12 protein-coding genes are annotated in these 13,282 nt (G+C 68.6%); 4 read left to right on the top strand and 8 right to left on the bottom strand.

What is annotated here, in order from left to right:
• Positions 1-279 precede the first annotated feature (279 nt).
• On the bottom strand, positions 280-1,458 hold the full coding sequence (locus G9V96_RS12615; RefSeq protein WP_168583341.1) for a sensor histidine kinase: 1,179 nt from the start codon (positions 1,456-1,458) through the stop codon (positions 280-282).
• A 395-nt stretch (positions 1,459-1,853) separates the two neighbouring features.
• Between G9V96_RS12615 and G9V96_RS12610 the strand changes: the two genes are divergently transcribed.
• Positions 1,854-2,633 carry a response regulator transcription factor gene (locus G9V96_RS12610; RefSeq protein ID WP_168583340.1) on the top strand — a complete coding sequence of 260 codons (780 nt, stop codon included), beginning with the start codon at positions 1,854-1,856 and terminating at the stop codon, positions 2,631-2,633.
• On the opposite strand, the gene purN is transcribed toward G9V96_RS12610, so the two are convergent.
• Positions 2,606-3,229, bottom strand: coding sequence for a phosphoribosylglycinamide formyltransferase (gene purN, locus G9V96_RS12605; RefSeq protein ID WP_168583339.1), 624 nt, complete (start codon positions 3,227-3,229; stop codon positions 2,606-2,608). The two genes, G9V96_RS12610 and purN, sit on opposite strands and share 28 nt — an antisense overlap.
• Positions 3,230-3,238: 9 nt before the next feature.
• Complete coding sequence (locus tag G9V96_RS12600; protein ID WP_168583338.1) at positions 3,239-4,567, bottom strand: cell division protein PerM; 1,329 nt, start codon at positions 4,565-4,567, stop codon at positions 3,239-3,241.
• A gap of 176 nt (positions 4,568-4,743) precedes the next feature.
• Between G9V96_RS12600 and G9V96_RS12595 the strand changes: the two genes are divergently transcribed.
• Both G9V96_RS12595 and G9V96_RS12590 read left to right on the top strand, forming a co-directional pair.
• Positions 4,744-5,439 carry a prepilin peptidase gene (locus tag G9V96_RS12595; RefSeq protein WP_168583337.1) on the top strand — a complete coding sequence of 232 codons (696 nt, stop codon included), beginning with the start codon at positions 4,744-4,746 and terminating at the stop codon, positions 5,437-5,439.
• A gap of 10 nt (positions 5,440-5,449) precedes the next feature.
• Complete coding sequence (locus G9V96_RS12590; protein ID WP_168583336.1) at positions 5,450-6,388, top strand: threonine/serine dehydratase; 939 nt, start codon at positions 5,450-5,452, stop codon at positions 6,386-6,388.
• Positions 6,389-6,501: 113 nt separating this feature from the next.
• Here the strand turns inward: G9V96_RS12590 and sucD are convergent, their stop codons facing one another.
• The 3 genes from sucD to G9V96_RS12575 form a co-directional block, all read right to left on the bottom strand.
• Positions 6,502-7,389 (bottom strand): succinate--CoA ligase subunit alpha, encoded by an 888-nt coding sequence (gene sucD / locus G9V96_RS12585; protein ID WP_168583335.1) that lies wholly within the window; start codon positions 7,387-7,389, stop codon positions 6,502-6,504.
• A gap of 15 nt (positions 7,390-7,404) precedes the next feature.
• Positions 7,405-8,586 carry an ADP-forming succinate--CoA ligase subunit beta gene (sucC, locus tag G9V96_RS12580; RefSeq protein ID WP_168583334.1) on the bottom strand — a complete coding sequence of 394 codons (1,182 nt, stop codon included), beginning with the start codon at positions 8,584-8,586 and terminating at the stop codon, positions 7,405-7,407.
• Positions 8,587-8,763: 177 nt separating this feature from the next.
• Positions 8,764-9,165: a cobalamin B12-binding domain-containing protein gene (locus G9V96_RS12575; RefSeq protein WP_168583333.1), complete on the bottom strand. Its 402-nt coding sequence runs from the start codon at positions 9,163-9,165 to the stop codon at positions 8,764-8,766.
• A gap of 271 nt (positions 9,166-9,436) precedes the next feature.
• On the opposite strand from G9V96_RS12575, the gene G9V96_RS12570 reads away from it, so the two are divergent.
• Positions 9,437-10,243 carry a M23 family metallopeptidase gene (locus G9V96_RS12570; RefSeq protein ID WP_168583332.1) on the top strand — a complete coding sequence of 269 codons (807 nt, stop codon included), beginning with the start codon at positions 9,437-9,439 and terminating at the stop codon, positions 10,241-10,243.
• Positions 10,244-10,305: 62 nt separating this feature from the next.
• Here G9V96_RS12570 and pcrA read toward each other — a convergent pair whose 3' ends face one another.
• Both pcrA and G9V96_RS12560 read right to left on the bottom strand, forming a co-directional pair.
• The gene (pcrA, locus tag G9V96_RS12565; protein ID WP_168583331.1) at positions 10,306-12,765 is read right to left on the bottom strand and encodes a DNA helicase PcrA; all 2,460 of its coding nucleotides are present in this window, start codon (positions 12,763-12,765) and stop codon (positions 10,306-10,308) included.
• Between the two features lie 78 nt (positions 12,766-12,843).
• Entirely contained in the window at positions 12,844-13,194 is a 351-nt protein-coding gene (locus G9V96_RS12560; protein WP_168583330.1) for a hypothetical protein, read from the bottom strand.
• Positions 13,195-13,282: the final 88 nt, after the last annotated feature.

Raw genomic sequence — 13,282 nt, 5'->3', positions numbered from 1 at the left:
CGAGGACGCATCCACGCCCTTGCGGGCCGGTCGACGTGCCGTCCCTCATCCGGCTGCCCGATTGATTTCGGTGGCGCGCTCGATCGCGGCGGCGTGGGCGGTTATGGGGAGGGCGAGGATCGCCAGAGCGGGGAGCGCGGTCGTGCGAACGAGACGACGCATGGGGATTCACTCCTTTGTGAAGGGGCGCGGGTGAGGGCTTCACCTGCTGACACCGATCCTGGCACCCCGCAACGGGCGTGGGAACTGGCCATTCGGCCAGGCTTTCGGCGACGCCGCTCACTCCCTGGCCGTCCGGCCAGGTGTCGGCAGTGAGCCGGGTGTCGCACCACCGGAAGCGCCATCCGGGGGCTGCGCGGGGAGGAATGCCTCCAGCACCCACTCCCCACCCACCAACCCGGCCCAGAGCGTGCCGTACAACAGTGCGCACCGCCGTTCGAGGGCCAGGAGACCCAGCCGCGTACCGGGCTCACCGCCGCCCTGACCCACCGTGTTGCGGACCTCGACCCGCACCCCCTCGGGCTCGACCTCCACCCGGATCGAGCACCACGCCTGCGCCCCCGCGTGCCGCGTGATGTTGGCGACGGCCTCCTCCACGATGCGCCCGACTGTGCCACGCAACGGCTCCGTCACCTCATCGGGGCAGAACACCTCAACGGCATGACCACCATGCCGCAGCCGCGCCGCCTCCGCGTGCACCACGCTCGACACCGCCGGTGGCGCCACCCCCGACGATTCTCCCTCGCCCGCCGTCAGGGTGCCCATGAGCAGCCTCAGCTCGTTCGTCGCCTCCCGACACAGCGCCTCCACCTCCGAGGCCTCCGGCAGCCCGTGCGTCTCCGCGAGCAACCCCAGCCGCATCGACGCCAACGCCAACTTGCGGGCGACTCCGTGATGCAACTCGTCGGCCAGTGCACGCCTGTCGGCCTCTCGAGCCTCGGCCAACCGGCGCTCGGCTTCTCGACGAGCCACCTCGGCCTCCGACGCCTGCTCCTCCGCCCGTAGCGCACGACGCTGCCCGTCCCCCACGGTCAAGCCCAGCGCCAGGACGCACGTACCGCCCATCAGCGGCAGTCCGATCCCTGGCGCGCTCCACAGCGGCACAGCACGCAGGAACAGCGCGAACCCGCACACTGCGACGCCCACCACCCACGCGGCGACAAGCCGCCCCCGGCCCGTGTAGGCAACCGCGAACCCCGTGAGCAGGAAGACGAACAGGGTGGTCACGCCGTCTCCGCCGGTCATCGACAGGGCCCCGCACGCGGCAGCGAAGATCAAGCTCCACGCGGCGCCCCTCGCCCCCCGCCACAACACCAGGCACACGCACAACAACAGGATTTGAGCGAGAAGATCTCGCCAGTCCCCCCTCGAAAGATCGAGTCGTGCGTCATCGGCGGCGCTGAGCCCCAGGACGATGAGAACGCCTCGCGCGATCCAGAGCTGGGCGTGGCGGCGCATCACCTCACCTTACGTGGCAGAACGAGGGAAGAGACGGCAGAAATGCTCCCTGCCACCTGGCGGCACCCCGTCGAGATGTATCGAATCGAGGCCACGGCCGTTCGATCGCACCTCTCCATTCGTGGTGACCGGCCCACCCATGACGACCACCACCAGAACCGCTCACACCGCAAGCGTCGTCGACACGGCGCACCCCCGTTCTCGATCCGGACCACCATCCTGCCCCGCACACAGCGACCGGGGCTGTCACGGCTCACCGCGGCCAGCAAACCTGGCCGTTCGGCCAGGCTCACGACCTCGCAGGGTGGCCGTTCTCGGCCACATCTGCGAGCTGCGGGGCCTCACCACACGCGCCACGGCCTTCGATCCGGTGCACCGTCCCTACACTCACCACCATGACGACCGACACCCCCACCGCCCCCGTCCGCGTGTTGGTCGTCGACGACGACGACGAATTCCGGTTTCTTCTGGTGAAGTTCTTGGACCTCGCCGACGACCTCGAGGTCGTGGGCGAGGTATCGGCGGGCGCGCACGTCGTCCCGGCCTGCGAGGAGTTGCGCCCCGAGGTCGTCCTCATGGACATCCACATGCCCGACGTCGACGGTATCGAGGCCACCACCAGGCTGACGAAGACCCACCCGGAGATCGTCGTCCTCGCCCTCACCGTCATGGCCGACCCCGCCACCATCGCGCGGATGCTGCGCGCCGGGGCGCGGGGGTACCTCCTTAAGTCCACCAACCCGAGCGAACTCGCCGCCCACGTGCGGGCCGTCCGCGCAGGCGGCGGCGCCCTCTCCCCGAGCGTCGCGGCCGCCCTCATCAACGACGTCCGCCGCCGCCCCGCCCCCTCCGCCGCCACATCGCTGCCCCGCCCCAGCGAGGCCGAGCAACAGGTACTCGACGGCTTGGCCCGAGGCCTCACCAACGCGCGCATGGCTGAGGAACTCTCCATCTCGACGAGCGCCGTCAAAGCTCGGCTGGAGTCGCTCTCGAGAAAGTGGGAGATCTCCGGCCGCACCCGACTCCTCATGGCCGGTGTTCAGTCCGGCTATGTCCTGCCCCCCCCAGCAGCCGGAGTCGTCTATCCCCCGATCCCGCCCATCGTGCCCGAACCCATGGAGCCCTCATCCCCGATGACCTGGTGGGGTCACCTCACGTCCCCGAAGCGCACCTGACGCCCCTGCACCCGCCACCCTTGTCGCGCGAGGCGACCGACGACGTCGACGAGCATCGCGCGCTCCTCGACCTTGATGCGGTCATGCAGAGAGTCGGCCGTGTCGTCATCGCGGACCTCGACGGCGCGTTGGGCGATGATCGGGCCGGTGTCGACCCCGGCGTCGACGAAGTGGGCCGTGCACCCAGTGATGCGCACACCATAGGCCAAGGCGTCCGGGACGCCGTGCGCGCCAGGGAAGCTCGGAAGCAGAGCGGGGTGGGTGTTGATGACGCGACCCCCGAAGCGGTCAAGGAACGCCGACCCGAGGATCTTCATGAAGCCAGCGCCGATAACAAGATCCGGTTCATAGCGGGCCACCTGGTCTCGCAACGCGACGTCCCACGCGTGCCGGTCCCGGTGGTCGCGCAGCCGCTCGACGAAGGTGGGCACGCCCGCCCGATGCGCGCGCGCCAATCCTTCGATGCCGTCACGGTCAGCGCCGACGGCGAGCACACGGGCGCCGTAGGCGGGGTCGGCGCAGGCATCAAGCAGCGCTTGGGCGTTGGTGCCGCTGCCGGAGACGAGAACGAGCAGGCGGGCGGGTTCGCGGGTCACGCCCCGACCTTAGTCCGACTGCTCACCGCGGCGACGGAGCTTGCTCGGCCGGGCTGAACCGACAGGGGCGGCACCTTCCCGTGAACCTTCCTTCCGGCGTAGGCGCACCCCGCCCAAGAGCGCCGCCAGGGCGGCCCCCAGGAGCAGTTCTCCCAGCAGTGCTGCTCCAACGGCCGGGACAGCCACCCCGACGTGGGCCAACCGGGCTGCCCCGAGTGGACCGGAGGCTGCCGCAGCGGCCACCGTCAACAGCCCCGCAGCGAGGGTAGCCGCTGCAGCGGCCGCTGCGGCCCGTTGCGACAGCGTCGTCGGCGCGGCGTGGAGTCGCCTCAACCTGCGCGACGCCATCGCCCCGATCCCAGCGCCGATGCTGATCGGCACCAGGACCGCGGCGACGTTCCACGTCGGCAGCGGACCGGGGTCCGGCAGCGCACCGAAGACCGGCACCAGCGGCAGCAGACCCGGCTGCGACAGCGACCAGGACACCGTCGAACCGGCGCCGATACCGAAACCGGGGCCCGCCATCCACGCCAGCGCCCATACGGCGAAGGTCGGCAGATAAGCCAATTGGCCCAAGGTGACCCCGACGTCACCGATGACGCCGGCCTGCAGCGCGCGATAAAGCATCAGTACCCGGCCCGCGTTCAGCCCCAACATAAGCAGCACCAGCAACAGACCCGCAGCTAACGCGCCGAGCGCCCCCCACACCGCGGGGCGCAGCGCCGCCTGTGCCCAGAACGGGACCCGGCGGCGGAACAGGCGCACCCCTTCGGGCAGCCACGCCTGTAGCGGGTGCTGGGACAGCAGGGCAAACAGGTAGGCCAGCAGGGCCAACAGTGCACTGCCGAAGAGGGTGCCGAGCAGCGAGACCGAGACCCCGCCGAGGCGGGCGAGGAAGGCCAGCACACACGCCGTCACGACATAAGCGGCCACGAAAGCAATCCCGTGAGCGCCCACGTCGCGGCGCAGACCGCCCAACCGGTCCCAGCGGGCAGCGCCAAGGGAGTCCTGCGGAACCAGCCGACCGGCCGACCAGCGGGCTGCAAAGAACGGCAACAACGTCAGCAGCCAGGGCGTCAGGTCGGCGCGTCCCTGCCCCAACGACAGCGACGCGCCGTGCGCTAGCAGCCACGCCCCGATACCGGCGCTGAGTGCTTCGCCGGCCGAAGCCGACCCGGAGGCACCGGCCAGCCACACGAAGAAGACGACGGCCACGATGATCGTCGCCGAGGCGGCAGCGGCACCGACGGCCGCGCCGATGGCATGCGTCCATGGCGGCAGGGAGGCCGCGAGATCGCGAAATTGGGAGGGCCGGAGGTCCGGACGAAGGTCACGCACAGGCATCAGGGTGCCATGCTCGCGCGCGATGCCCGCATCGCCCAAGCGGCCACGCCGAGGCCCACCCGGGGACTCTGTGGACGGCCCTGCGGCGGGACGCGCGATGGGGGCCAAACTGGTCCCTCCGGCACGTCCTCGGGGCCGTCAGCGCGGCCCGGAAAGGGGCCCCCGCGCACATGTTCGCCGCCCTCGCCTGCCCGCCACCAACCGAGATCCCGCCGATGTTCCCGTCGGCGTTAGCGGTGGTGGGCTGCCTGGGCGGTCAACAATTGAGCGGGTGGATCCAGCGCGGTCTGCACCGCCGACACGATGATCGAGCACGAGGGGTGTCTCCCGCCTTGGGCCCGTGGCTGGGCTGCACCTGGTTGCTGCTCGGCCTGCGATTGGCATCGACCCCGGCGACGCTGGGCGCCCTGCTCCTGCTCAGCGTGCCGCTGCTGGCGCTGGCCGCGATCGACGCCGACGTCCACCGCCTCCCGGACGCGCTCACGCTGCCGCTATACCCGCTGAGCCTGGTCGTACTCACCGGCGCGAGCCTGCTCGACGACCGACTCACCGCGATGGGGTGGAGCCTGGCCGGCTGCGCCCTGGGTGTGAGCGTGTTCCTGGCGTTCGCGCTGCTCACGCCGCGAGCCGCCCTCGGGTTGGGCGATGTGAAGCTCGCTGGCGTGCTCGGTCTCATCGCTGGTCTGGGGGGCCCGAACGCGCTCCTGCTGGCGGTGTGGCTCGCCAGCGCGCTCGGCGGCGCCCAGGCCGTTCACGCGCTGCGCCACGGAGCGCCCGCCCACACTCCCATCGCCTTCGGGCCGGCGCTCATTCTGGGCACCTACGCCGCCATCGTCGTCGTCGGCTCGGCGAACCTTCCCTATTAGCCTGGGCCGTATGTTGACCTCCACCGACGTTCACGCTGCAGCCGAACGGATCACCGGCGTGGTCCGCGCGACCCCGGTATGGACCACCACCCTTGACGAGGTCGCGGCTGGGCTCACCTTCAAACTCGAGATGCTGCAGCACACCGGCACCTTCAAGGCCCGGGGCGCGGCGAACCGGATCCTCGCCGCCCGCGAACAGGGCCTGCTCGACCCCAACGTCGGGATAGCGGTGGCCTCGGGCGGCAACGCCGGACTAGCCAACGCCTGGGCGGCCGCACGTTTGGGGGTACCGGCAACGGTCTTCGTACCGCAAAGCGCTCCTGCGGCCAAGATCCGGCGGTTACAGGCGGCTGGGGCGCAGGTCGTCGCGACGGGCAGCGAGTACGCCGCCGCGTACACAGCCGCATCGGAGCACGTGGCGCGAACCGGAGCACTGCACTGTCACGCCTACGACCAGTTGGAGATCTGCGCAGGCGCCGGAACCTTGGCCAGTGAGCTCCTGGCCCAAACCGACCGGCAGCTGGACACCGTCATCGTCGCGGTGGGCGGCGGTGGCCTCATGGCAGGAGTGGCCGCCGCGCTGGACCAGCAGGACATCAGCGTTGTCGGTGTGGAACCCAGCAACGCGCCAACGTTGCACAGCGCCCTGGCGGCGGGCGAACCGGTCGACGTCAGCGTGGGAGGGGTGGCAGCGGATTCGCTGGGCGCCAGACGTGTGGGAGACATCGCCTTCGAGGTGGCCCGCCGTAGGCAGGTCACGAGTGTGCTCGTCACCGACGAAGCGATCACCCACGCCCGCCGGTTGCTTTGGGAACGCTGGCGTCTGGTCGTCGAACACGGCGCAGCGACGCCCCTGGCTGCCCTGCTCGCCGGCGCCTATCGACCCGACGATGGCGAGCGCGTCGCAGTCGTGCTGTGCGGGGCCAACACTGACCCCACCGACCTGTGAACAGCGCCCGGTGATCCCCGGCAGACATAGTGAGGGCCGACCCGAACGGGTCGGCCCTCACTACTTCACGTCGTGCAGCGGCAGCCGAAAGGGGGCTGCACACTCGCACGGAATCACATCTTCTGCATGATGTCCCGCATGAGCTGCGCGGTCTCCGACGGCGTCTTGCCGACCTTGACGCCCGCAGCTTCGAGGGCTTCCTTCTTGGCCGCAGCGGTTCCTGCTGAGCCGGTCACGATCGCCCCGGCGTGGCCCATCGTCTTGCCCTCGGGCGCCATGAAGCCCGCGACGTAACCGACGACGGGCTTGGTGACGTGCTCCTTGATGTAGTCGGCCGCGCGCTCCTCAGCGTCGCCACCGATCTCACCGATCATGACGATGCCCGCGCACTCCGGGTCCTTCTCGAACGCCTCGAGTGCGTCGATGTGCGTGGTGCCGACGATCGGGTCACCGCCGATGCCGATGCCCGTGGTGAAGCCGATGTCGCGAAGTTCGTACATCATCTGGTAGGTCAGCGTTCCGGACTTGGAGACCAAGCCGAGCTTGCCCGGGCCGGAGACGTTGGCCGGGGTGATGCCAGCGTTGGACTTCCCGGGGCTGATGATGCCGGGGCAGTTCGGGCCGATGATGCGCGTCTTGCCCTTGTCCTGGCAGTAGTTGAAGAACTCAGCCGCGTCCTTGACCGCGATGCCCTCGGTGATGATCACCAGCAGCGGGATCTCGGCGTCGACGGCCTCCACGACCGCGCTCTTGGCGAACTTCGGCGGGACGAAGACGACCGAAACGTTGGCGCCGGTGGCCTCCATGGCCTCCTTGACGCTGCCGAAGACCGGGACCTTAGCGCCGCCCGTGAACTCGACCTCCTGGCCTGCCTTCTTGGGGTTGACACCGCCGACGATGGCCGAGCCGCAGTCGAGCATGCGCTGGGTGTGCTTCATGCCCTCCGAGCCGGTCATGCCCTGGACGATGATCTTGCTGTCCGAATCGAGGAAGATTGCCATGTTTTCGTTCCGTCCTTACTTCGCAGCCAGCTCGGCGGCCTTGCGGGCGGCGCCGTCCATGGTCTCTTCGATGGTCACCAGCGGGTGGTTGAACTCGGCGAGGATCCGGCGACCCTCTTCGACGTTGTTGCCGTCGATACGGACGACCAGCGGCTTGGTCGCCTCGTCGCCGAGGGTTTTCAAGGCGCCGACGATTCCGTTAGCCACGGCGTCGCAGGCGGTGATGCCGCCGAAGACGTTGACGAACACACTCTTGACCTGGGCGTCGTTGAGGATGACGTCCAGACCGTTGGACATGACCTCGGCTGAGGCGCCGCCACCGATGTCGAGGAAGTTGGCCGGTTTGGCCACACCACCGGTGTGGTCCTCGCCTGCGTAGGCCACGACGTCCAGGGTGCTCATGACGAGCCCGGCGCCGTTGCCGATGATGCCGACGTTGCCGTCGAGCTTGACGTAGTTCAGACCCATCGCCTTGGCCTTGGCCTCCAGCGGGTCCTCAGCGGCCTCATCGACCAGGGCCGCGTGGTCCTCGTGCCGGAAGGAGGCGTTGTCGTCCAGGGTGACCTTGCCGTCCAGGGCCAGGATCTGACCCTCTTCGGTCTTGACCAGGGGGTTGACCTCGACAAGCGTGGCGTCTTCCTCGCGGTAGACAACCCACAGCTTCTTCAGGACCTCGGCAACCTCGGCCTTGTCTTTCTCATCGAAGCCCGCCGCGTCCACGATCTCTTTGGCCTTGGCGTCGTCGATGCCCACCTGCGGGTCTACGGCGATGCGTGCCAGCGCCTCGGGGCGTTCCACGGCGAGCTGCTCGATCTCGACGCCACCCTCCTTGCTGCACATGGCCAGGTAGCGGCGGTTCGTGCGGTCCAGCAGAACGGAGAAGTAGTACTCCTCGGCGATCTTGGCGCCCTGGGCGATCATCACCGTGTTCACGGTGTGGCCCTTGATGTCCATTCCCAGGATCTGCTTGGCGTACTGCTCGGCCTCGTCTGCGGACTTGGCGACCTTGACACCGCCGGCCTTACCACGCCCGCCGGTCTTCACCTGGGCCTTGACGACGGTGACGCCACCACTCTTAGGGCCGATTTCCTCAGCGGCTGCACGCGCCGCCTGCGGGGTCTCGGCGGTCTTACCGGCAAGCACGGGCACGCCGTGCCTTTCGAACATGTCACGTGCTTGGTACTCGAAAAGATCCACGGCAGATTCCTCGTCGTCGATGGATTGCGTCCGCGGCGATCCTACCGCCGTAAGCCCCACCAGCGGCGGTCAGCAGCGCTCAGTGGCACATGACACGCGCGACGACCCCGGTTCGCGGGAGCCGCGAAGCCGGGGCCGTTCTCGATGCGGGAGGCAGCGATCCGAGAGAGCCGAAGCTCAGGAAGGCCGCACGTTCTGGCGAACCCACTCGACGATCTCCGTGGTGGTGGCACCCGGGGTGAACACCTTGGCGACCCCGAGCTCCTGCAGCTGCGGGATGTCTGCGGCCGGGATGATGCCGCCACCGAAGACGACGATGTCGGCGGCGTCGCGTTGGTGGAGCAGCTCGATGGTCTTGGCGAAGAGCGTCATGTGCGCCCCGGAGAGCACCGACAGGCCCACAGCGTCGGCATCTTCCTGGATGGAGGCCTCGACGATCTGTTCAGGCGTCTGGTGCAGGCCGGTGTAGACGACCTCCATACCTGCGTCGCGTAGAGCACGGGCAATGACCTTGGCACCACGGTCGTGCCCGTCGAGTCCGGGCTTGGCCACGACGATACGCAACGGAGATTCGCTCATGACTGCACAGCCTAGCCAACACAGCCTCTGCTCGGCACTGCAAGAGCGGCACCCTCCCGCGAGCGCAAACACCGCTTCCCCGAGCCCTATCGGGGCAGTTGTCCCGCTCGCTGCAAGGGGCCTGATCGTCAGAGACTCGGACACGCGTCTTGAACGGATTGCCGTTATCGCTTCGTTACCGGCATACTTCCCTGCAGTCGTGGCAGACGCCATGCGTGCACACCGGTAGCCACCGTGCAGGTGTGCGCTCCTCTACCTGTCGAGGTCTTCCGTGCACAGTCGCACCGGTCAGCGCTCCTCGCGCCAGCGCGCCAACCCTGCCCCGAACGCCCACCCGCAGGGGGATAACGCACGTTCGGCACTGACCTTGGGAGCCGCTGCCGTCGCGCTCGGTGCTGTCATCGGCCTCGGTGGAGGCGCGTCCTTGGCGTTTGGAACCGACACACCCACGATCGCCTCCCCCGCCCGGGCAACGAGCCTGGCGCCACCGCAACCGGCCGCACAGGTGATCGGGCTCGTGCGGACCGAGCGTCCACAGCGCCGAGCGGCGAAGAGTTCGACGACCTCGGTTGTGGACGTCGTACTGACCCCTGCGGCACGTAACCGCCTGACGCTGGCCGCCCGCGCCACCCGAGCCGAACAGCGCGCTGCGCTCGGAGCCCGCGAAGGTTGGGCGCGAGCGGTCGATGACGGTACTCGGATCAGTTCCGGGTTCGGGCGCCGCTGGGGCCGGTTGCATGCCGGTGTGGATCTGGCCGGGCCGATCGGCACCCCCGTGCGCGCCGTGGCCCAAGGACAAGTGGATTTCGCCGGCCGGCAGCGCGGTTACGGCAACGTCATCATGATCAAGCTCGAAGACGGCACCACGGTCGTCTACGGACACCTGGACAAGATTCGGGTCACGGCCGGCGAGCAGGTCACTCCCGGACAACTCATCGCCGCGCTGGGCAACACCGGGCGCTCCACCGGGCCCCACCTGCACTTCGAGGTCCGCACCCCCGAGGGTGAGCCCACAGACCCGATGCCCTGGTTGCAGGCCCGCGGGATCGTGCCGGTGCCGGCAAAACCCACCCCCTGATCCCGGTCAGCGCCGCGCCCGTTCTGATCGGCGGGGCCTTGGCCCAGGGGTGATGCCGCTGCTCAAAGCTTCTGCAACGGGGCGTACCGCAACAGCAACCGCTTGACCTGCTCGCCGCCGAAATCCACGTGAGCCATCGTCCGCTCCCCCTCGCCTTCCACGCGCACCACCGTGCCCAGACCGAAGGCGTCGTGATTGACCCGGTCACCCGGCGAGAGCGAGATCGCCGGCCGATTACCCGGCGAGCGGATGCCCGGGCGCGCCGCCAATGTGGCAACCGCCGGTGTCGAGGAGCGTCCAGCGCCGGCCCCGAAACCGGGGTCGCCGCGTTCCCAGGTGACTAACTCATCTGGAATCTCGGACAGGAAGCGCGAGGGCGGGTTGTACTGCGGTGAACCCCACGCCGAGCGCACGACAGCCCGGGACAGGTGCAGACGCTCCCGGGCCCGGGTGATTCCGACGTAGGCGAGGCGACGCTCTTCTTCCAACTCGGTGGAGTCGGCCAGGGAACGCTGGTGGGGGAAGGTGCCGTCTTCCAACCCCACCAGGAAGACGACCGGGAACTCCAGTCCTTTGGCGGTGTGCAATGTCATCAACGTGACGGCGCCCTGGTCTTCGCGTTCGGCCTGCGCCAGCGCATCCGAGACGGCCTCATCGGGGATGTCGTCGGCGTCGGCAACCAGCGAGACCCGTTCCAGGAAGGCGTCCAGGTCCGGTTCTTCGCCGGCGCTTTCGGCCTCGGCATCGAACTCGCGGGCGACCGACAGCAGTTCGACGAGGTTGTCCAGGCGGGTCTCGTCCTGGGGGTCGCTGCTGCCGCGCAGTTCGGCGACGTAGCCGCTCTGTTCCAGAATGGCTTCGAGCAGGTCCCCTACCCCGGCCCCGGCCTCGCGAACAGTGCGCAGCGACTCCAGCAGCGCGGTGAAGGATTCGATGGCCTTCACCGAGCGGGTAGCGATCCCGGGTGCGTCCCGGGCGATCGCCAGCGCCTGGACGAAGCTGATCCGTTCCCGTTCGGCCAGGAGGCTGACGCAGGCCTGAGCCCGCTCCCCGATGCCCCGCTTGGGAACGTTGACGATGCGTCGCAGATTGACCGCATCGGCCGGGTTGGCCAGCACCCGCAGATAGGCAAGGGCATCCTTGACCTCGCGCCGCTCATAGAAGCGGGTCCCGCCGACCACCTTGTACGGCAGCCCCACCCGCACCAGCACTTCCTCCAGCGCCCGGCTCATCGCGTTGGTGCGGTAGAACACTGCGACATCGCGTGGGCGCACCCCGTGTTCGTCGACGAGTTCGTCGATCTTCTTGGCCACGAACGCGGCCTCGTCATGCTCGGAGTCGGCCACGTACCCGACGATGGCCGCGCCGTCACCGCTGTCGGTCCACAGGTTCTTGGCCCGGCGGGCAGTGTTCTTGGCGATGACGGCGTTGGCTGCGCGCAGGATCGTCTGGGTCGAGCGGTAGTTCTGCTCCAGCAGGATCGTGCGCGCCTGCGGGTAGTCCTCCTCGAACTCGACGATGTTGCGGATCGTCGCCCCGCGGAACGCGTAGATCGACTGGTCGGCGTCACCGACGACGACCAGTTCGCCTTGGGCTACCGGCGCCTGCTCCGGCGGTGTCTCGATCGGCGCAGAAAGCTCTTTGACCAGAACGTACTGGGCGTGGTTGGTGTCCTGGTACTCATCGACGAGCACGTGACGGAACCGGCGCCGGTAGTGTTCGGCGACCTCGGGGAAGGCCTGCAGGATGTTGACCGTGGTCATGATCAGGTCGTCGAAATCCATCGCGTTGGCCTGGCGCAGCCGACGTTGATACATCGTGTACGCCTCGGCCAGCACCGCTTCGGCCGGGTTGGCACCCTCGGCATTCGCCCGCCGGGCGAACTCCTCCTCATCAACGAGTTCGTTCTTGAGGTTGCTCACCTGGGCGTTGAACGAACGCGGGGGGTAGCGCTTGGGGTCGAGGTCCAGATCGCGCAAGACCATCGCCATCAAGCGCTGACTGTCCGCAGCGTCATAGATCGAGAAGTTGCTCTTCAACCCGACCTTGTCCGCTTCACGCCGCAGGATGCGCACGCAGGCGCTGTGGAAGGTGCTGACCCACATCATGCGGGCCCGGGGGCCGACGAGGGATTCCACCCGTTCGCGCATCTCAGCCGCGGCTTTGTTGGTGAAGGTGATCGCCAGGATCTGGCCAGGATGCACGTTGCGCGCTGCAAGCAGGTAGGCGATGCGATGGGTCAGAACCCGAGTTTTGCCGGAACCGGCGCCTGCGACGATGAGCAGCGGCGATCCGGCGTGCACCACGGCCTCACGCTGTTGCGGGTTCAGGCCCGCCAGCATCGCCTCGACGTCACCACCGGCTGCACCGGAGCCCACCTGCGGGCTGCGCTCGCTGACCCCCTCCTGCGTCCCGGTGGGCACCGGGCGGCGGGGCGGGGTAGACGCCACGTTCGGGCGCGGTGCGTCAACGCTGCGGGTAGGGGCTGGCGTGAAGTCAGGAAGGTCGTCGAAGAGGCTCATCTCGCCGTGCAGTCTAGGCCCGGGCCGCGACAGCGCGGCCCGCGCGGCTCAGGCAGGCCGCCGCCACGTCGGGGGGCCTCAGTGCCAGAGGGTGGCGACCATGACGGTGACCAGCGTCAACGCCGCGGCAAGGTGCATGAAGAGCGGTTTGTTCTGACCCTTGGCAGCCTTGGACTGGGCGACCTCACACAGACCGACAACTCCGACCGCCAGCAAAAGCTTGACGGCCACCCACGCGTGGTTGAGCGTCATCAACGAACCCATCTCGACGACCGCGACGATGGCGAGGCCGAGCAGGAGTTGCAGGCGCGCACCCCAGACCATCACCGGGTGGATAACCCCGTGGTTGAAGCTCAGCAGGTAACCAATGACCAGCAGGGCGAGGCCGACCCAGTGCAGGAGCGTAAGAGCGGTATAAGCGGTCGTCATGGCATCACTTTACGTCCCGCGATCACGGCTTTGGGCCACGGCTCGGCCGGCAAGGCCCTCTGCGCCCCACCTCCCCAACTGCACGGCT

The sequence above is a fragment of the Gephyromycinifex aptenodytis genome, from assembly GCF_012277275.1.
GTDB classification, from domain to species: domain Bacteria; phylum Actinomycetota; class Actinomycetes; order Actinomycetales; family Dermatophilaceae; genus Gephyromycinifex; species Gephyromycinifex aptenodytis.
This window is presented reverse-complemented; position numbering and strand designations above follow the sequence as displayed.

Coding starts and splice junctions, on each gene's coding strand:
- pcrA (WP_168583331.1), bottom strand. CDS start 12,765: ATGAGCCTCTTCGACGACCTTCCTGACTTCACGCCAGCCCCTACCCGC.
- sucD (WP_168583335.1), bottom strand. CDS start 7,389: ATGGCAATCTTCCTCGATTCGGACAGCAAGATCATCGTCCAGGGCATG.
- G9V96_RS12610 (WP_168583340.1), top strand. CDS start 1,854: ATGACGACCGACACCCCCACCGCCCCCGTCCGCGTGTTGGTCGTCGAC.
- G9V96_RS12575 (WP_168583333.1), bottom strand. CDS start 9,165: ATGAGCGAATCTCCGTTGCGTATCGTCGTGGCCAAGCCCGGACTCGAC.
- G9V96_RS12595 (WP_168583337.1), top strand. CDS start 4,744: ATGTTCGCCGCCCTCGCCTGCCCGCCACCAACCGAGATCCCGCCGATG.
- G9V96_RS12590 (WP_168583336.1), top strand. CDS start 5,450: ATGTTGACCTCCACCGACGTTCACGCTGCAGCCGAACGGATCACCGGC.
- G9V96_RS12560 (WP_168583330.1), bottom strand. CDS start 13,194: ATGACGACCGCTTATACCGCTCTTACGCTCCTGCACTGGGTCGGCCTC.
- G9V96_RS12615 (WP_168583341.1), bottom strand. CDS start 1,458: ATGCGCCGCCACGCCCAGCTCTGGATCGCGCGAGGCGTTCTCATCGTC.